The following is a 19,162-nucleotide window of genomic DNA, read 5'->3' as shown; positions in this document are numbered from 1 at the left end:
TATTGCCGTTCGGAATGTGTCAGACGACCGTTATTGTTGGAAAGTTGCCGTTACCGCCAGCGCGATTGCCATATTTGAATCTCGCCGACCGGAGCTGCCAACACGCCGGCGCCCACAATTACTTCAATATCGAACGCCATTTTGTTGATCGCCGAGCTACTGTTCGACCAACCAGAATTTGGTCCGTTCGAGTCGAGTATCGGGAGCGTCGGTACTGACGGAAATATTTTGCAAAATCTGCCCGCACCCCCCAAGCTGGCGGGCACATGACACGATTTCTCCTCATCGCTCCCAAACCGCCATGGGAGGTGGACTTCCGCGGTTTGGGCAGTGCCGGGATGGGGATGACACGAGTGCCGTCACTGGCGGCCGCAACCGTCGCCGCACTCGCACCGGTGGGGATCGTTCCCAAGATCGTCGATGAAGCAGTCGAACCGGTAGACTTCGGCCTGGCGGCCGACTTCGTTGGCATCACCGCCAATATCTCGCAGGCGGAGCGCGCAATCGCGATCGCGCGTGGCTTTCGGGCGCGCGGCCGCACCGTTGTGATTGGCGGACCGCACGTGTCGCTCGATCCAAGCGCCTTCGCGGAAGAATGCGATGTGATGGTGATCGGCGAGTTCGAGCCTGTCGCAGATGAATTCTATCGGGATATGCTGAAAGGGACGCTCAAGCCCGTCTACCGAGGCGACAGGGCCGAAATGTCGAACTCGCCGATTCCGGCCTGGCAGTTGATCGACCCCGACCGCGCGCTGATCGGCATCGCCCAGACCAGCCGCGGCTGCCCCTTCGAGTGCAATTTTTGCGACGTGATCCAGTATTTGGGTCGCCGACAGCGTCATAAGAACGATGCGCAAGTCGTGGCGGAGTTGCAAACCCTCTATGATCTTGGCTTCAACCAGATCCAGCTCGCCGACGATAATCTCACTGTATACCGCAAGCGCGCGACGTCGCTGTTGACGTCGATTCGGGATTGGAACGGTGGGGACGGCCGCGACCATGTCTCGTTCAGCACGCAAGTGTCGATCGACATCGCTCGGGACGATGAGATGCTGCAGCTTTGCGCCGAAGCAGGGCTGAACTCGGTGTTTATCGGCGTGGAGACGATCAACCAGGAGAGCCTGCGGGCAAGCAACAAGCGGCAGAATCTGAACGTTGATCTCGCCGCCCAGGTCAGCCACGTCGTGTCGCACGGCGTCCAGGTCGATCCCGGCTTGATGGTCGGCTTCGATGCGGACACGCTTCGCATCTTCGAGCAGCAATTCGAATTTGCGATGCAATTGCCAGTGGCAACCCTGAAGGTTTCGGTGCTGGTCGCCCCCGTCGCAACACCACTTTATGAGCAGATGCGCGCCACCGGGCGTCTGGCCGCGGGATCGCCGCTCGACATGTTCCCCGGGACCGACAGCATGTCGAACATCCTGCCGGCACAGATGTCGCGCGAGCAATTGCAGATCGGGGCACGCTGGCTCGTGAGCCGGCTCCACAGCCCCGCCGCTTTCAGCCACCGGCTGCGGCATATTGCGCGCTTAATCCCACCTAACCCGCTGCGGCATCGCGGATCAGGCAAGCTCCACAACCCGCCAGGTCGGAACCGAAGTAACCGTCTGTATGCGCGATTGATGATCGCGGTCGCCAAGAGCGGGCCGGACGCGGCGCGGGTAATCGACGAAGCCACCGGGCTCATGCGGCTCCGCCCCGACATCGCCGACGGTATCGGGCGCGCGCTCGGATCATGGGCCCTGAACTATTATAGTTTCGTGCAGAAACGAGCATATGATGACGAGTGGGCACGACTGCCGTCACCGCCGTTTGACACCGCCCTGAGAACGCCGAACCCCGTCGGCTTGCCACAGCCCGTGCTCCAGAACGCCCGGACCTTGGTGGCGCGCAACAATTCTGGTGCCGTGGCCCGATGAACGACCTCGCTGACGCCATCTGGCGCCGTCTAGCTACCAACGACAAGACAATGTTGACGGTCTGCGGCCGGCGCGAAGCGGACGAGAGTCAAATCTTTACCGGTCGCGATTTGCATGACGCCGCGGCTCGATGGGCTGCGGTCTTTAGTGAAATATTCCCGGTCGGTTCAGGGCCTGTCGTTCTGGCGATGCCGCAGGGCAGCGAATTCACCACTGCCTTGCTCGGCGCGGTCTATGCCGGTCTGACGGTCGTTCCCCTCGCGATTCCCCGCAACTCGACCCAACGGGAGCGTTTCGCGGCTATCGTCGCCGACTGCGCGGTGGAAGGAATAATCTGCACAGCTTCGGTCCGCGCGGCGATCGACGCTGCCCTGGCGGAATCGTCAGCTCCTCGCTTCGGCATCATGGAAGTCGATGACTTACCCGCCATGGCGCCATTGGCGGTGGCGCGCTCTTGCGCAGGCGGTCCGGCCGTAATTCAATACACCTCCGGCACCAGCCGTTTTCCGCGCGGCGTGAAGGTGGGCGGAGCCGCTATCCTCGCCAACGCTGCGCATTGCTTTGCCGCCTGGGGCTTCGATGAGCAGCAAGTTGTGGTGAATTGGCTGCCGCATTTCCATGACATGGGACTGCTCGGTGGAAACATCTATCCGATCCTGGTCGGCGCCAGCAGCGTTCAACTTGATCCTTTTCGGGTCATCCAGCGACCCTCGCGTTGGCTGAGGGCGATATCCGATCATGGCGGCACATTCAGCGGCGGACCCGCCTTTGCCTTTGCGCAGTGCGTGCAAAACATACGCGACGACGAGTGTGAGGGCCTCGACCTTTCGCGGTGGTCGGCCGCATATTGCGGCGCCGAGCCGGTGCCGGCAGCGCTGATCGCCGCATTTCGCTCTCGATTTGCGCGCTTTGGGTTACAGACAAGAGCTGTCTTCGCTTGTTACGGCCTCGCCGAGTACAGCCTGATGGCTGCTGGCGCGCACGCCCTGGAGGCCGCGATCGAGCCGGTGCCACCACCGATCTGCGCTGGCGTGGCGCCCTGCCGCCTGACCGAGGCCGTGGCTCGCACCATCCGTATTATTGACCCGGCCCAAGGCGCAGTTCTGCGCGATGGCGAGATGGGCGAAATCTGCTTGCACGGACCATCGGTCGCCGGTGGTTATGTCGGCCAATCAGCAGAAAGCGAGGAGACGTTCCGCCACGTCATCCCGGGGCAGGACGAGACTTGGCTTCGCACCGGCGACATAGGCGTAATCAGCGATCGCAATCTCTACGTCGTCGGGCGTCTGAAGGACGTCTTGACAGTAAATGGCCGCAAAGTCGCGGCATCCGAAATCGAGTGGTTGGCAGCGCAAATGGAACCCGCGCTCAACCCGATGGCAGCGGCGGCGTTCATGCCGGACGAAATGCGGTCCGGCGAAGCGGCATTGCTGATAGAGATGCGTGCCGCGCGAACCGTGCTCCCCGACCCGGACAAGGTCCGCCAGCAAATCGCGCAGGCTGTTGCCGGCACCTTTGGGATCAAACTGCTCGACGTCGAACTGGTCGATCGTGGGACGCTGCCCCGGACGAGTAGCGGAAAGATCCGCCGCCGCGAAGCCGCTGCGCTGTATCGCCAGGGTGCGGCGAACGCGGCGTGCGCCTGATGAGGCAGACCAACGAACAATCGGCCCCGCGACCGGGCCGATCGCCTGCTCTGTGGCGCATCGACGACGGCGCTGCGGCGAGTGCAGTGCTGCGTGACCGCTCGTGGACCGTCATCGACCTCGGCAGCCACATCGCGCGGCTACAGGCGGAAACGGGAGAAGATTTCTCCTTGCTCATCGCGATCGCCCGTAGCTCGTTGATCTATCAATCCGGCAAGGATCATCTGCGCACCCGGCGCGCCATCGCAAAATTCTTCGGTATCTCCGGTGTCGAGCAATGGCGCGGCGTTATCGAAGAAGAAGTTCGCCGAGCTATGGACCGGTTGGCGTCGAGCGGAGCGCCGGACCTTGTTCGCGATTTCGTCGATCCGGTGTTCGTCGCCTGTATTGGCAGGATAACGGGGTTGCGGGCCGGTGACGAACGCGGTGTGCTCGACAGCATCGCGGCCACCCGAGAATTGACAGAGCCTTTATTGCCGATCCGCAGACTGCGCGCCGCGCAGGCAGGTTTCCAATTTCTGTCGGACTTGCTGCAGCCGGCGGGCGCGTTCGCTTTCGACGACGGGCCGGCGCCGTTGCGCGACGTTCTTGCCGGCAGTGCCCTGCCCGACGGCGTCTCCGCGGAAGCACTCACAATTTCGCTCATTGTCGCCGCGCACACCGCAGCGGAAAGCCTGGGGCTTGCCCTAGCCGGGATTTTGCGCCGTGGTTCGACCGCGTGGCGCGCGGCTGCCGACTTGGGATGGTCGGATCTGGAACTCGACAGCCTCTTTCGGGAGCATTCTTCCACGCTCATGCTGTATCGTGTTGCTGATCGCGACGCTCGGGTGATGGGCTGTCCAGTGCACAGCGGCGATATCGCAGCGATCGACGTTCGCTCGATCAACGCCGCCACCGCGCTGCAGCCGCAGCGGCAATTGTCATTCGGAGAAGGCGCCCACCGCTGCCCCGGAGCGGAGCTTGCGCGGCTTATTTACCACATTGCCGTGCCCACGCTCGCCGGGCGATTTCCCGCATTACGGCTCGATGAGTCGGGAGTCCGGGTCGAACGCACTACGATGGTCCGGTCTCCCGTCGCACTGCCCTGTACTGGCACCGGGTTGCGTCGGCGCAGTGCCAAGATGTGGGAGATCGGCGACCACGATCTTGCGCGTCGCATCGCCGCCGACGACACGTTGTTCGGACCACCGGACATGACCGAGCATCTTCGGTCACTGCAGGCGGCAAGTGGAAAGGACTTGTCGGTTGCGATCCGAATCGCGCGCAATGCGCCGTTCTTTCTATCCGGCGAAAGGCACCAGGCCATTCGGCTGCTGACCCTGGACGTCCTCGGCAACAATCGATTGCCGGCATGGACGCCGTTCATCGACGAAACCGTCGAGCAGCTGCTTGATGCGCTTCCGTCGAGGGGACAAGCGGATCTGATCCGAGACTTTTGCGAGCCGTTGTTCCGCGCCGTAACGCAAAGGGTGCTGGGTCTTCACCCCGCCGATCCGGCGCGGTTCGACGCCATCGCACCAAAATTGCAGGAATTGCTCGAACCGTTGCTGTCGCTGCGAAACATCGTTCGGCTACAGGGCGTGTGCACGGAACTGCTTGATTTAACGGCAGTGGGACAGGGCCAACCGCGTCCGGACCTGCCACCCTCACTGCTGGCCAAGCTGATCGCGCAAGCGCCCGAAGGTTTCGACCAGGACGACTGCCATGCTTTGGCGCTCGTACTTTACGGAGCGAGCTTCAATATCGCCTACACCCTGGGAAATGCGTTGTGGCGGCTGGCGGACATTGCGCCGGATCGGCGCGTCGAATTTCTTGAGCCGAGCAACGCGGGTTGGCTGGATCGCGACGTGCTTCCAAACGCCGCTTCGCCCCGCTTCATCTACCGTACCGCTCGCATCGACGGCGAAATCGGCGGCGTTAGGTTCGCAAGCGGCGATACGATGCAGCTTCACCTCGATCAGGTTAACGCCGGCCGCGGAGCGGGCCATCTCGCGCTCGGGCACGGCTTGCATCGCTGCTTGGGTGCATCGCTCGCGCGGTTGCTCATGCGGCGTGCGCTGCCCGCTTTCGTCGGCCGATTTCCCAATTTTACGCTGACCAGCAAGCCGTCATGGATCCCCAATTCTCAAACGCGTGTGCTCGGGGGCCTTGCGGCGAACCTGACGACCGCACCCACTCCTGTCCAACTGCAGAAAGCATTATGAGCCAAGTCGACATTGCGGAGGTCAGCGACTTCCTGGCATCTGAAATCAGCCGCCGCACCGGCGTACCTCAGTCGGCGCTCGGCCCATCGACCGTCCTGGTGGATATTGGGCTGCAATCGCTCGATGCAGTCATGATCTGCGGTGAGATCGAGGACAAATACGCGATCGAGGTCGAACCGACGATGATGTTCGAGTACCGCACCTTTGGCGAAGTCCTGCAGGCGGTCGGGGAGCTTCTGGCCACCGTATGAGCAAGTGGTATTTGGGGCTGTCCACCTCGGGACACGATCCAGCCCTGGCCCTGGTCGACGAAAGCGGGCGAGTCGCGTTCGCCGAGGCGACTGAGCGATACCTCCAGGACAAGCGCGCTTGGGGGGCTGCGCCGGACCATGTCGGTCACCTCGAGAGTGCGTTGGCGGCCATCGGCTTCGATCCGGCTGCGGACGAACTGGTGGTGGCGTCGAGTTGGGCGCGAGTGAAGGCAAATTTGCCAGTCCGCGTATCCAATGCGCTGCTTCCCGCCAGCGACGGCTTGTGGCTGCGCGGGTTGCAAGCGCATGCCGTAGAGGCGGCCGGTGCTTCATTGCTTCGACTGGGCCTCGCTGCGGAGCAGCCCGAGGTGCTGCGTTTCGACCACCACGAATGTCATGCCGCCGCCGCATGCTACAGCGCGCCTTTCGCCGACGGATTGTGCTTGGTGATCGATGGGGAAGGAGAGGTCGGCGCTGCAAGCCTGTACAGAGTACGGGCAGGGCGAGCGGAGCGCCTCTGGCGGTCTTGGGGCCCGGGAAGTCTCGGCACTTTCTATGCCTGGCTCACCGGACAATGCGGCTTCGACTGGCGCGCGGGCGAGGAATGGAAGGTCATGGGCCTGGCTGCTTTCGGAACGCCCGACCCCATGCTGGTCGAGGCGCTCCAAGCCATGCTGACGATGGACAAGGGCCGGCCGCAGCTCGGATCGGCGGACGCGATTGCTCGCGCGGTGCGCGCCGCCGGCGCTTATCGGCGCAACGCCGGCGATCCCGCAGAGAAAGGCGCGGACCTCGCCGCCAGCGGCCAGTTGGCTTATGCGATGTTGGTCGATCAGATGCTTGCGGCGTGTGTACCGCTCGGCGAGACAAACTTGATCCTGACCGGCGGATGTGCGCTCAATTCATCCTATAACGGCACCATAAGAGGGCGTTTCGGGTTCGAGCGCGTGCACGTGCCGCCCGCGCCCGCCGACGACGGCAACGCTATCGGAGCCGCTTTGCTCGCTTGGCGGCAGGACCATCCCGCTGCGGCAATACCCGTCGCTCGGACGTCGCCCTTCCTGGGCACGGCGATCCCGCGGCGAGCAATCGATCTGGCGGCCCAGGCCCAAGGTCTAGCGAGCGTGACGCAAAGCGCACAGCCCGCGGCATTGCTTGCCAAGCGGTTGGCCGCGGGATCGATCATCGGCGTCATGCGAGGCGCCGCTGAATTCGGGCCACGTGCGCTGGGCCACCGCTCGATCTTGGCCGATCCGCGCCCGCGGGACATGAAGGAGCGCATCAATAATCGCGTGAAGGGCCGCGAAACCTATCGCCCGTTTGCCCCCGTGATCGCCGCCACGCAGACCCATGAATGGTTCGATCGCGCACAGCCGTCGCCCTATATGGGTTTTACGCTCCCTTGGCAGGCGGAAAAGCGCGATCGGGTGCCAGCGGTCGTGCATCACGACGGAACCGGGCGCCTGCAGACGGTCGACCAGGAAAGCAATCCGTGGATGGCCGAGCTGCTTTCAGCGTTTGAACGCGAGACCGGGGTGCCGATCGTGCTCAACACCAGCTTCAACGTCATGGGCAAGCCGATCGTTCACACCGTACAGGATGCGATGGCGGTCCTGGCGACGACCGGCTTGGACGGCGTGCTGCTGGACGACGTCTTGATCGAAAAGAGCACCTCTCCCGCCGCGCCCTTGCAATAGGGGCGCACCATAGCTTTTGTCGCGCCTGCTTTCGTCTTGCTGTTCGTGCCGATTACGATCGGCACGTTCCTGCTCCTGTGCAGGCGGTGTCCTCCGCTCGCCGTTGCGGCGCTGCTGATCGCCGCCGCGCTATACTGCTGGATCACCGACCTCCGGACGCTGGTCTGGTTGAGCATATCGCTGGTAGCGAATTACATGCTGATGACGCTGATCCGGGCGAGACCAAGCGAGCGGGAGCGCCGCTGGCTGACTGCGCTCGGCATCGTGACGAACCTGGCACCGCTCGCCGCGTACAAATGGCTGGCGGCGCACCCGGATCGAATTGGCGCATCGGTAGCGGTGGGGCCGGATCAACTCTTGGTCATTCAGTCGGCGGTCGTTCCGTTGGGAATGGCGTTCTTCACCTTGCAGCAGATCACTTTTCTGATTGACGCAGGAAATCGGGCACGCCAGCCGCTTGGCTTCGCGCGGTATGCGGCCTGGGGTTCGTTATTCGCCCAACTCCCGGCCGGACCAATCGCGCCCTACCGGACAATGGCAGAGCAATATGCCAGGCTGGGGCGTTCGGTGCCGTCACGCGAGATGGTATTTCGCGGAGCGACGTTATTTCTGGCCGGCCTCGTCAAGAAGGCATGGATCGCCGATCCGCTCGGGAATGCGGTGGAAGCCGCATCGAACGCGGTCCAGTCGGGACACTTTCAAGCGACCGATGCCTGGACGTTGAGCTGGGGCTTCCTCCTGCAATTATATTTCGATTTTTCGGCTTACTCGGACATCGCGATCGGGCTGGCGCTGTGTGTCGGCATTAAACTGCCGATCAATTTCAATTCGCCGCTAAAGGCATCTTCGCCTGGTGACTATGTCATGCGCTGGCATGTCAGCCTGATGATGTTCGTACGCTTTTATGTCTTCGAGCCAGTGTTCAAGCTTGCACGACGGTTGCCGGTGCGGCCTACCGCGCGCCGCTATGCGATCGCTTGGTCGCTGGCGATGGTGACGGCGTTCGTCGCGGTCGGGCTTTGGCACACGCTGGCACTCACGAATGTTCTGGAGGCGGTCGTGTTGGGCCTGCTGCTCGTTGTCATACAAACACTTCGCCTGCGTTGGCGGACACGACCGCGGACGCTGCGCCCCGCCGGCAAGATCGCGGTGCACCTGGTCACCCGGGTCGGAATACTATTCGCCGCGGCGATCTTCGCGTTATTGTTGCGCACGAATGGCGGCGCAACGTCCATGCGTGTGATAGGCAGCATGCTCGATTTCGGCTCACTCCTACGGCAAGCGGCCCAGATCGGATTTGATCCGGGGGCATTGCGCCATGCAACTGCCGGCAACCGAGCACTGCTGGTCGCCACCCTGGTCGCGCTGCTATCGCCCAACACCATGCAGATCTTCGGAATTGGCGACGTTCCGGGATGCCCCCATTGGATACGATGGCGCCCATCGCTGCGCTGGGGGTTCGCAAGTGGAATGTTGTTAGTAGCGGCTTTGGCCGGCATCGCCGCTCCCGTCGTCCCGCGCACGTTCATCTATGCCGATATCTGATAGAGCGGAGTGGCGACGGCATTGGGCCGGACTGCTGCTGGCGATCGTCTGCATTTTGCCGGTCGTATCGCTCAATTACTATGTCAATCCGGTCGGGTTGTTCGGCCCGCCTCGCCATCGTGCCATCAACCGTTTCACGCCGCTTTACGCCAGCGGTATCGTCAGCGAATTTGCGCGTCCCTCCTTTTATGATGATACGGTCGCCGATCAGGCGACCGACGTCTTCCTCTTCGGTAATTCACGCGCCGCTCACGGCCTGGATACGTGCGGCCATCCCGTCGCTCGGGTCACCGGCGCGGGTTGGGGCTTTGCCGAATTTTCCCCGCTGATCCGTCAGGCGCTGACGCGACGCAAACGCAAGGCCACCATTCTGCTGGAGTTGCCACTGGTCGAAAGCTCCGCCTTCGCAGAGCCGCGCGCCGGGCTCGACGATCTGATATACGCCGCGCTCGCCCCCCGCGTCACCCGGGCATCGATCGAGACCGTACTCGCGAACCTGCCGTATCGCGGCCAGTCTCGGACTAGCGTGGCGGCGAACTGCGCCGCCGACAAAATAGCTGGGCCGGTCGCGCCGACCTCCGCGGATCCTGCGACCGAGCGGTCGGCCTACGCGCATCCCGACCCGGTCGCCTATGCGCGCAACCTGGCCGGCTTAAGGCGAACCGTCGAGGGCGCGGACGAAGAATGCAGACGGAGCGGGATCCAGCACTCGATCATATTCTATCGTATGCCGCCGACCTGGTACGTGACGGCTGACATGTTGGCGGTGAATCGACGGTCGGCAGCTGATATTCAGTCGGTGATCACGCCACGACGGCGCGGCGCCGCCTGTAAGATCCGCTTTGCGGACTTTGTCGAGCGTCCTCCCGGTTCCGCGGCTGACCGCGCAAAATGGTCCGACCCTTCGTTGTGGTTGGACACCAGCCATCCGTTGCCAACGCTCGGAAAGCTGATATTGCCCGCTTTATTGGCGGGGTCCGGCGCCGAGTGACTTAGACGAGCCGGACTCTACGTCCCGCAGAATCGTCACCGCCGGAAAGAGCGTAGATGCGCCGTGCATTCCCGCCGAACACCGCGTCCCGCACGCTGGGGGCGATCTGGTCCTGCGCCTGCGCGAGCCAGGACGCATAATCGCCGGCCAGGGTGAGGACGGGCCAATCGCTCCCCCAGATCAAGCGGTCGGTGCCGAATGCGTCGAGCAGTATCGCCGCGACCTTGGCGATACGCGGCGTCAGTCCGGGTTCGGTGAGCAGCCCCGACAGCTTGCACGCGACATTGGGCCGATCGGCGATCGCGCGCATCTCCGCTTCCCAGCCGGGAAGGTCGCCGGCATCGGGTTTGGCGGCATGGTCGATGACGATCGAGAGCGCCGGATGCCGTGCGGCGAGGCGATGCAATGCGGCCAGGTGTCGCGGGCGGATCAGCGCGTCGAGCACCAGCCCGCTGTCGGCCATCGCGGCGAGGCCAGCGTCGATCGCGGGATCGTCATACCAGTCGGCGGGGCGATCCTCCACCATCGGGCGCAGCCCTTTGAGGATCGGGTGCAACGGCAACGTGCCGCGCAGATCGCTCCAGCCGACTATTCCCAGCACCAGCGGATCGTCGGCTAGCGACAGCAGCCAGTCGGTATCGGCGGCATTGTCCTGGCTCTGGACCAGCACCACGCCGTCAATCCCGTTGGCCGCCGCCAGCGCGCGCAGCTCGGGCAGTTCGACATCGCGATGGATCGCATCGAGATCGGGAGGCGGCCAGGTGCAGCCATGCTCGCCGATCCGCCAGAGATGGACATGGGCATCGATCACGCCGGCTTCCGCACCGTCAATGCAAAGACGAGCACGACGAGGAAGCAGCAAGCGGGTACGGCCATCGCATTGACCATCGACCCGGTGCGGTCCGATACCAGACCCATCGCCGCTGGAAAGACGGCGCCGCCGACGATCGCCATCACCAGTAGGGCGGCGGCCGACTTCGTCCGCGCTCCGAGGCCATCGACCGTCTCGGCGAAGATCGTCGGGTACATGATCGACATGAAGAAGCTCGAGGCGATCAGCGCGATGATGCCGGTCATGCCTCCCGCGATCGTAGCGACGAGGCACAGCAAGGCGCCGGCGACCGCGAAAATAGCGAGCAGTGATGGCGCGCGCACCACGCCCATCAGCGCCGAGCCGACGAACCGCCCCGCCATGAAGGTGACGAGCGAGATGGTGAGATAGCCCGCCGCGACGCGCTCGGGCGTGCCGGGCACGGCGACCTCGGCGTAGCGGATGAGGAAACTCCACACGCCGACCTGCGCACCGACATAGAAGAATTGCGCCAGGACGCCGAGCAGGACCCGGCGATCGCGGAGCAGCGCGCGAAAATCGTCGAGCGCGCCGACATCTTCCTCGACGTCGCGCTGCGTCGCGATCGCGGGAAAGGCGGTCAACCGGATCAGCACCGCCCAAGCGAGCACGCCGAGGCCGATCAGCAGATAGGGTAACTGCACCGCGGCGGCTTCGCTCGCGCGCCATTGCGCCAATACCTCCGGAGACATTGCGGCGATCTCGGCGGGGCCGTGCGCCACGCCCGACAGGATGAACTGGCTGCCGATCACGATCCCGGTGATCGAGCCGAGCGGGTTGAACGCCTGAGCGAGATTGAGCCGCCGCGACGCGCTCTCCGGCGGTCCGAGCCGCGCGATGAGCGGGTTGGCCGACGTCTCGAGGAACGAAAGCCCGCTGGCGATGATGAACAAGGCGGCGAGGAAGAACGGATAGCTTTGCTGGCTCGCTGCCGGCCAGAACAGCAACGCACCGGCGCCGTAGAAGCAGAGGCCGAGCAATACCGCGGCGCGATAGCCGTAAGCACGCATGAACAAGGCGGCCGGAATGGCGAGGCAGAAATAGCCGAGATAGAAAGCCGATTGGACGAGCCCGGCCTGCAGGTCGCCGAGAACGAACAGCTTCTTGAAGTGTGCGATCAGGATATCGTTGAGATTGTTCGCGATTCCCCACAGGAAGAACAGTGCGACAATCAGCACAAACGGCAACAGCCGCGTCTTCGGCACCGGCGGTTCCTCGGTCATATCAATCCCTCCCGTCGATCCGGAGCACCGGCACGACCTCTCTCCGATTATGCTGGCGAGCCTAGAGCAATTTTTCTCCTGGCAAAGCTGTTTTTTACCAGTGAACAAAGTTAGATGGATCGACGCGGGAGGGCCATCATGCCAAAGACAGGATGAAGGCGAGGACGTTATCGATGGCTGACGATGAGGATCGCGGCGGGGATTCGCGGTATCGCGCACCGGCGCTCGAAAAGGGGCTGGACGTGCTGGAATTGCTCGCGGCGCAGGCTGAGCCGATGACGCTGACGGAAATCGTCCACGCGCTCGGCCGGTCGCACGGCGAGCTGTTCCGCATGGTCCAGGTACTCGAACAGCGCGGCTATATCGAACAGGATCCGTCCGATGACGGCTATCGCCTGACCGATCGGCTGTTCTCGCTCGGCATGCAGCAGCCACGCACCGCCAATCTGATCGAAATCGCCTTGCCGGTGATGCGTCAGCTCGCGCTCGACCTCGGCCAGTCATGCCATCTCGCGCTGCATACGCGCGGGCAAATGGTGGTGGTGGCGCGGATGGAATCGGCCGAGCAACTCGGTTTCTCGGTACGGGTCGGCTATCGCCGCCCGCTGATGCAGACCGCGTCGGGCGTGATCCTCTACGCGCATCAGCCCGAGGAGGTTCGCCGCCGGTGGGAAAAGATGTTCGATCCGCCGATCCCCGAAGCCGAGATGGCGGCGCTGCGCGCACGCGCCGACGAGATTGCCGAACGCCATGTCGAACACACGCCCAGCCAATTCGTCGCCGGGATCACCGACATTTCCGCACCGGTGATGCGGGGCGGCAGCGCGGCCGCGGCGCTGACCGTCCCCTATCTGAAGAAGATCCAGCCATCGGTGTCCGCGCGCGACACAGCGGCGTTGGTACGCAAGGCGGCGGAGGCGATTTCCGATCAACTCGTCGAGGGCGACAGCCGTGCCTAGAGTTTGTTTTGGCGGTGCCTGCCCGCTCCCACTCCTATTCCGTCCTGGCCGGAACGGGCACATCGGCCCGCAGCAAACCCGCCGTCTTCAGATCACTCCACAGACTGTCCGGGACGGGCGCGGCGATATTGGCCATCGTCGCCCGCACCTCGTCGGGACTGGCGAGACCGACGATCACGCTCGCTGCCTGGGGGTGCGCGAGGACGAATTGCAACGCGGCGACCGGCAAGGCCACATCGTGCGCCGCGCATATCCGTTCGATCGCACGCGTCCGCTGGCGGATCGCCTCGGGCACGTCGGCATAATCGTAATGCGCGGCAGCCGCGTCCGCCCCCAGCGCCAGGATTCCCGAATTGTAGACACCGGCCAGAACCAGCGCGGTTCCCGTGGTGGCGCAGCGGGGAAAGAGGTCGTCGACCGGGCTTTGCTCGAGCAAGGTGTAGCGGCCGGCGAGCAGGATGATGTCGAGCGACACGCGCTCCATCAGCTCGAGGCACACTTCGGTCTCGTTGACGCCGACGCCGATCGCCGACACCGCTCCTTGGTCGCGGAGCTCCTCGAGCGCGGCAAAACCGCCCTTGTCCAGCAATTCGCTCATCCGGGCGTGATGTGCCGCCTCATGGACGCGGCGCCCGATGTCATGGACATAGAGGATATCGACGCGATCACGGCCCAGCCGTTTCAGGCTGGCCTCGTGCGATCGCAATATTCCGTCGCGCGAATAGTCATAGACCGGCGCGAAGGCCGGCGCGTCGACAAAACCGTGGCGGTCGCGCTCGGCGGTCGCAAGCGGTTCCAGCACCCGACCTACCTTGGTCGAGACGACGACGTCGCGACTACCGGCGATCGCCCGGCCCAATCGCGTCTCCGCCAGTCCGAAGCCGTAATAAGGGGCGGTATCGGCATAAAGCAGCCCAGCCTCGAGCGCGGCAGTGATCGTCGCCTCGGCAGTCTCGTCGTCAACCGCCCGATAGAGATTGCCGAGCGGAGCGGTGCCGAAGCCGATCGGGGGCAAATTCAGGCCGATCATTGCGCGTCGAGGTCGAAAATCTGCGTCATCTGCACCCATTTTTCTCCGGCCGGCGCGAATGGCAAAGGTCGCTGGAAACGCCACATCAACTCTTCCCAGCGGTCGATCTCGGGCGGAGCCGGAACCGGCCGCGGATAGTCGTTCGCCGCTTCGACGATCATCATCAGACGGTCGCCCGCACGCCAGATCTCCATATGCTCGGCGCCTTGCGCGCGGATATGCGCGACGACTTCCGGCCAGGCCGATCCGGGCGCATGGCGTGCCTCATATTCGGCGATCAGCGCCGCGTCGTCGATCAGGTCGAGCGCGTAGCAAAAGCGCCGGATAGCCGCCGCAGGCGCTTCGGATGGATCGGCATTTCCCACATTTCCCTCCTGTCGGCAGGTCCGACGACGGCCTGCACCCTAAAGCGCGCTTGCACCGGCCGCAATCAGCACATATGAAAATGCACTACACCAGCGAAATACCATTCGACCGGTACCGGGGGCATAACGCGAACGCCATGACCAGCATCGTCAAGCTTCGTGTGCTCGACATCCGCTTCCCGACCTCGGCGCGGCTGGACGGCTCGGATGCGATGAACCCGGATCCCGATTATTCGGCCGCTTATTGCATCCTCGAGACCGACCAGCCCGGCCTCACCGGGCACGGCCTGACCTTCACGATCGGCCGCGGCAACGATATCTGCTGCGCCGCGATCGAGGCACTGGCGCCGCTGATCGAGGGACTGGGCCTCGACTGGATCCGGGCAGACGGCGCGCGCTTCTGGCGGCACGTGACGGGCGACAGCCAGCTCCGCTGGATCGGACCGGAAAAGGGCGTGATCCATCTCGCGACCGGCGCCGTGGTCAATGCGGTATGGGATCTGCTGGCGAAGCAGGCCGGCAAGCCCCTGTGGCGGCTGATCGGCGAGATGAGCGCCGAGGAGATCGTCGGGCTGATCGATTTCCGCTATATCACTGACTGCATCACGCCCGAGGAAGCGGTGGCGCTGCTGACCGAGCGCGCGGCGGGAAAGGCGATGCGCGTCGCCGATCTCGAGGCGAACGGCTATCCCTGCTACACGACGTCGGCAGGCTGGCTGGGCTATTCGGACGACAAATTGGTCCGGCTCTGCCACGAAGCGGTCGCCGAGGGGTTCAATCACGTCAAGCTCAAGGTCGGGCGCTCGCTGGAGGAGGACATCCGCCGCGTGACCCTGGCACGTGAGGCGATCGGACCGGATCGCCAATTGATGATCGACGCCAATCAGGTGTGGGAAGTCGGGGAGGCGATCGCGCATGTCCGCGAGCTTGCTTTCGCCAACCCCTGGTTCATCGAGGAACCGACCAGCCCCGACGATATCGAGGGGCACCGGCGCATTCGCGAAGGGATCGCGCCGGTCAAGGTCGCGACCGGGGAGATGTGCCAGAACCGTATCCTGTTCAAGCAATTCATCATGCGCGGCGCGATCGATGTGGTACAGCTCGACGCGTGCCGGCTGGGCGGCGTCAACGAAGTGCTGGCAGTGCTGTTGATGGCGGCGAAATACGACCTGCCGGTCTGTCCGCATGCCGGCGGCGTGGGCTTGTGCGAATATGTCCAGCATCTGGCGATGATCGATTATCTCTGCTTCTCGGGGACGAAAGAGGGGCGCGTCGCCGAATATGTCGATCACCTCCACGAGCATTTCGTGGAGCCGTGCGTGGTGGCGGGCGGCGCCTATCGCGTGCCCGAGGCGCCCGGTTATTCGATCGAGATGCAGCCCGCGACACTCGCCGCCTTTACCTTTCGCAAGGCTGAAGCAGCAGGCTGATCAGCCGGCGGGGTCGCCATAAAGAATGCCCCGTCCGTCGGTCCCGATATAGACTCGGCCGCGGCGGCGGGGATCGCCCGAAATCACGCGGAAGCGGCCGCCCCAGCGATGCCCGGCATCGTCGATCCGAACCCAGCGAGCGCCGCCACCCGACGATCGCCAGATGCCGGTCTCTCCGGCTCGCCTGGCGACGGCATAGACAGCAGGATCCGCCGGCGAGCTGCCGAGCCCCAAGCCGAACAAGGCGATGTCGAGGTCGGGCGCGAGCCGCTGGAAGGTCGGGCCGCCGTCGCGACTGCGGTAAAGCTCTGTGCCGCACAGCAGGAACAGGTCGCCCGGCGCAAAGGGCGAAGCGACCAGGGCGGGCTGGCTTTCGCGGTTGCGGGGACGAGCCAGCGACAAATCCGTGCACAGGCCCCGTGTCGCCATCGACGCGAAATGCTCGCCGCCATCGACGCTGGCGAAGATCCGGCGCGTATCGGGGTCGACCGCCCAGGCGAGCCGGGCATCGACCTTGTCGGCAACGATCCGGAGGTTGCCGGGCAGCCCGGCGATCCCGACCCAGCTCTTGCCGCGATCGCGCGTCAGCAGCGGACGTTCGGCGGCGACGAAGAAACGCTGGCCGTCGGCCGAGACGGTGATCGGCGCCTTGCCTTGCGCCTCCAGGCCATGCCCATCGTTCCACAATGGCGTCCGCAGCGGATGCCAGTTGGCGCCGCCATCGTCGCTCCAGCCGAGGCCAGCCTCGATCTCCTGTCCCTCGTGGACATTGCCGCTGCGCACCAGCACGAGCCCAGCGCGACCGGCATAATCGAGCGTATTGGTATTGGTGTTGCGCGGCGACAGGAACATGCCCGGCGGCGAGCGCTCGAGATCGCGGTGCACGAACCCGCCAAGATCGCCGAAGCCCGAGACCAACGATGCACCGGCGGTCGGGCTGGTCAGCGTAATGATCGCGGTCTGCTCGACGCCTTTGGTCCAGGGCGCCCAGAGCAAGGCAGACTTGGGGGCATCGTTGGTGACATAGACGGTGTCGCCCGTCGTATAGGCCAGCCGCCGGGGATCGAACGGGTCGAGCGCCAGCCCGGCCATCCAATGGCCGAGAGCGGCTTCCGGGCGGCCCCAGTTGAGGAACGGCGTGGCGCGCGTGTCGCGACGGCTGAGCGGACCGAGATCGGTCCAATGCCGGCCGCCATCGGCCGTACGCCATAAGGTATCGCCCGGCTTCCAGTGGTTGAAGGTCGAGGCATAGGCCACACCGTCGCGCGCGCGATCGGCGGCGATGCCGATATAGCCGCCCGGCGGCGCGGCAGCGGCGCGATCGGGCGAGATGTCGTGGAACGCGCCCGATCGCTCCAAGGCCCATATCTCGCCGCGCGTCACCCCGCTCGGGCCGATGCCGTCGGCCCAGGTGACGTAGAGCCGGCCGACGCCGTCGAGTGCCGCCTTGACCGGCGCCAGTCCGGGGGGGCCACCCGCGAGCCGCGTCCAATGCGCGCCGTCGTCATCCGATTGGAGCAATCCGGCCTCACCAGGATCGGCGATTCCGGCGAATATGCGCGGCGATTTGGGGTCGAACAGCACGAACGCGATGCCGGGATGCGTCGCCCTGGGCGCGGCGGGGCCGGCACCGGCATAGGGGAAGGCGGAGTCTCGCCGCCAGTGCGCGCCGGCATCCTCGCTCCGCCACAATCCGTCGTGGCGCGAGCCGAACAACAGGCGGCTCGGGTGACGCGGATCGATCGCGAGTCGCTCGCCGAGACCGCGCCCCGGCTCATTGCCGCCCATGCGGAACGGCACCGGCACGATCGTCCAATGCCCGCCGCGATCGTCAGAGCGCAGGATCGCCGCGGGGTCACGCGCGGACATGCCGACCGCGGCATAGACGCGGTTGGCGTCGACCGGGTCCGGGGCGATGCTCTCGACACCGAAAAAGCTACCTTGCGCGAAGCCGTCCATCAGCGGCAACCAGTGGCCAGCGCGATCCTCCCAGCGATACGCGCCGCCCATGTCGGTGCGTAGATAGGCAAGCCCGCGCTCGACCGGGCTGAACACGATCCCCGGCGCGAAGCCCCCTCCCCCCACCGTCACGTTGGTCCAGCGATAGGGAGCAGCGGGCCCTCGCGCCGCAGCGGGCGCCAGCGAGGCAAGCGCCAGCGCGGCGCCGAGAACGATCGGTCGCAACGCCATGGCTCAGCTCGTGATACGCATCTTCAGCGCGAGCGTCTCGCCGGGATCCAGCGTGTCGATCGCGAAGTCCTGGTTGAGCGCATCGGGCAGATGCGACACCGGTTCGACGCACAGGAAGGTTTCACCAGGCGGCGCGTAGAGATGGACGGTCCGCGCGCCGATCGCGCTGACCCGGGTGACGCCGTCCGCGCCGTCGATCCTCGCCTGACCCGTCCAGCCATCGAAACTGTTGTCGATCAGGCGATCGGGAAAGCCCGCGCCCGCGCTCCAGTCGCCGAACGCGTCGGCCGCGACAGGCCGGGTCGGGATCATCGTCTCGTCGCCCTCCCACATCCGCTGCGTGGCCATCGTCAGCCGCGTCGATGCGTCGCGCGGGAAATAGGGATGAAGGCCAAGACCGCCGGGCATCGTCCGGTCGCTCTCATTCGCGAGCAGCAAGCTGATGGTCAGCCCGTCATCGTGCAGTGTCAGGCGCTGCTCGGCGCGGAACGCCCAGGGCCAGCCGCCACCGCCGGCATGCCGCAATTCCATCACCGCCTCGGCCTCCCCAGCCATGCTCATCGTCCAGGGCGACTGCCAGCCGATGCCGTGCAGGCTGTGCGGGTGGTCGCCGAAATTGAGCGGCAGCCGATGCGCCTCGCCGGCGAAGAAGAAGCGCCCGTGCGCGATGCGGTTGGCATAGGGGACGAGCGGGAAGCACCCGGTCGCGAGCGGATCATCGACACCCTCCGGCGCACGCCGCAGCACGTCACGGCCATTGTGCGTCAGATAGGCGATCGCGCCGCCCAGCTCGGGCAGCAGCCCCGTTTCCCAACGGCCCGCGCGAAGCAATGCCGGTTCCCGCATGCCGATTCTTCCTAGT

General features: G+C 64.8%; 15 protein-coding genes. 9 read left to right on the top strand and 6 right to left on the bottom strand.

Translation table 11 applies throughout. From position 1 onward, the window contains the following. The first annotated feature begins 266 nt into the window (after positions 1-266). From AC1DRD_RS02705 to AC1DRD_RS02675, 7 genes are read left to right on the top strand one after another with little or no spacing between them, the layout of a single operon-like run. A complete protein-coding gene (locus AC1DRD_RS02705) occupies positions 267-1,919 on the top strand; it encodes a B12-binding domain-containing radical SAM protein (RefSeq protein ID WP_478040151.1) in 1,653 nt (550 codons plus the stop codon). Further along, positions 1,916-3,565 (top strand): AMP-binding protein, encoded by a 1,650-nt coding sequence (locus AC1DRD_RS02700; RefSeq protein ID WP_478040150.1) that lies wholly within the window; start codon positions 1,916-1,918, stop codon positions 3,563-3,565. The genes AC1DRD_RS02705 and AC1DRD_RS02700 overlap by 4 nt, the downstream gene beginning before the upstream one ends. After that, positions 3,565-5,769, top strand: a complete 2,205-nt coding sequence (locus tag AC1DRD_RS02695; protein ID WP_478040148.1) for a cytochrome P450 — start codon at positions 3,565-3,567, stop codon at positions 5,767-5,769. Before AC1DRD_RS02700 ends, AC1DRD_RS02695 begins: the two co-directional genes overlap by 1 nt. Next, positions 5,766-6,020: an acyl carrier protein gene (locus tag AC1DRD_RS02690; protein ID WP_478027859.1), complete on the top strand. Its 255-nt coding sequence runs from the start codon at positions 5,766-5,768 to the stop codon at positions 6,018-6,020. The genes AC1DRD_RS02695 and AC1DRD_RS02690 overlap by 4 nt, the downstream gene beginning before the upstream one ends. Next, the gene (locus AC1DRD_RS02685) at positions 6,017-7,717 is read left to right on the top strand and encodes a carbamoyltransferase family protein (RefSeq protein ID WP_478040147.1); all 1,701 of its coding nucleotides are present in this window, start codon (positions 6,017-6,019) and stop codon (positions 7,715-7,717) included. Before AC1DRD_RS02690 ends, AC1DRD_RS02685 begins: the two co-directional genes overlap by 4 nt. Positions 7,718-7,762: 45 nt before the next feature. Continuing rightward, positions 7,763-9,262, top strand: a complete 1,500-nt coding sequence (locus AC1DRD_RS02680; protein WP_478040604.1) for an MBOAT family O-acyltransferase — start codon at positions 7,763-7,765, stop codon at positions 9,260-9,262. A 55-nt stretch (positions 9,263-9,317) separates the two neighbouring features. After that, positions 9,318-10,253 (top strand): hypothetical protein, encoded by a 936-nt coding sequence (locus AC1DRD_RS02675; RefSeq protein ID WP_478040145.1) that lies wholly within the window; start codon positions 9,318-9,320, stop codon positions 10,251-10,253. 1 nt (position 10,254) lies between these two features. On the opposite strand, the gene AC1DRD_RS02670 is transcribed toward AC1DRD_RS02675, so the two are convergent. Together AC1DRD_RS02670 and fucP are read right to left on the bottom strand one after the other, a co-directional pair. Beyond that, a complete protein-coding gene (locus tag AC1DRD_RS02670; RefSeq protein WP_478040143.1) occupies positions 10,255-11,064 on the bottom strand; it encodes an amidohydrolase family protein in 810 nt (269 codons plus the stop codon). Beyond that, positions 11,061-12,326: an L-fucose:H+ symporter permease gene (fucP, locus tag AC1DRD_RS02665; RefSeq protein ID WP_478040142.1), complete on the bottom strand. Its 1,266-nt coding sequence runs from the start codon at positions 12,324-12,326 to the stop codon at positions 11,061-11,063. The genes AC1DRD_RS02670 and fucP overlap by 4 nt, the downstream gene beginning before the upstream one ends. Positions 12,327-12,499: 173 nt before the next feature. On the opposite strand from fucP, the gene AC1DRD_RS02660 reads away from it, so the two are divergent. Beyond that, the gene (locus AC1DRD_RS02660) at positions 12,500-13,285 is read left to right on the top strand and encodes an IclR family transcriptional regulator (protein ID WP_478040140.1); all 786 of its coding nucleotides are present in this window, start codon (positions 12,500-12,502) and stop codon (positions 13,283-13,285) included. A 34-nt stretch (positions 13,286-13,319) separates the two neighbouring features. On the opposite strand, the gene AC1DRD_RS02655 is transcribed toward AC1DRD_RS02660, so the two are convergent. Both AC1DRD_RS02655 and AC1DRD_RS02650 read right to left on the bottom strand, forming a co-directional pair. Further along, positions 13,320-14,315: an aldo/keto reductase gene (locus tag AC1DRD_RS02655; RefSeq protein ID WP_478040139.1), complete on the bottom strand. Its 996-nt coding sequence runs from the start codon at positions 14,313-14,315 to the stop codon at positions 13,320-13,322. Beyond that, the gene (locus AC1DRD_RS02650; protein WP_478040137.1) at positions 14,312-14,680 is read right to left on the bottom strand and encodes an L-rhamnose mutarotase; all 369 of its coding nucleotides are present in this window, start codon (positions 14,678-14,680) and stop codon (positions 14,312-14,314) included. The genes AC1DRD_RS02655 and AC1DRD_RS02650 overlap by 4 nt, the downstream gene beginning before the upstream one ends. Positions 14,681-14,817: 137 nt before the next feature. Between AC1DRD_RS02650 and AC1DRD_RS02645 the strand changes: the two genes are divergently transcribed. Next, a complete protein-coding gene (locus AC1DRD_RS02645) occupies positions 14,818-16,110 on the top strand; it encodes an L-fuconate dehydratase (protein ID WP_478040135.1) in 1,293 nt (430 codons plus the stop codon). Here the strand turns inward: AC1DRD_RS02645 and AC1DRD_RS02640 are convergent, their stop codons facing one another. Both AC1DRD_RS02640 and AC1DRD_RS02635 read right to left on the bottom strand, forming a co-directional pair. Then, the gene (locus AC1DRD_RS02640) at positions 16,111-18,300 is read right to left on the bottom strand and encodes a WD40/YVTN/BNR-like repeat-containing protein (protein WP_478040133.1); all 2,190 of its coding nucleotides are present in this window, start codon (positions 18,298-18,300) and stop codon (positions 16,111-16,113) included. It lies immediately after the preceding gene. Between the two features lie 3 nt (positions 18,301-18,303). Beyond that, positions 18,304-19,146, bottom strand: a complete 843-nt coding sequence (locus AC1DRD_RS02635; protein ID WP_478040131.1) for an aldose 1-epimerase — start codon at positions 19,144-19,146, stop codon at positions 18,304-18,306. Positions 19,147-19,162 lie beyond the last annotated feature (16 nt).

It is taken from the genome of Sphingomonas sp. P4_G2 (genome assembly GCF_056401155.1).
This window is presented reverse-complemented; position numbering and strand designations above follow the sequence as displayed.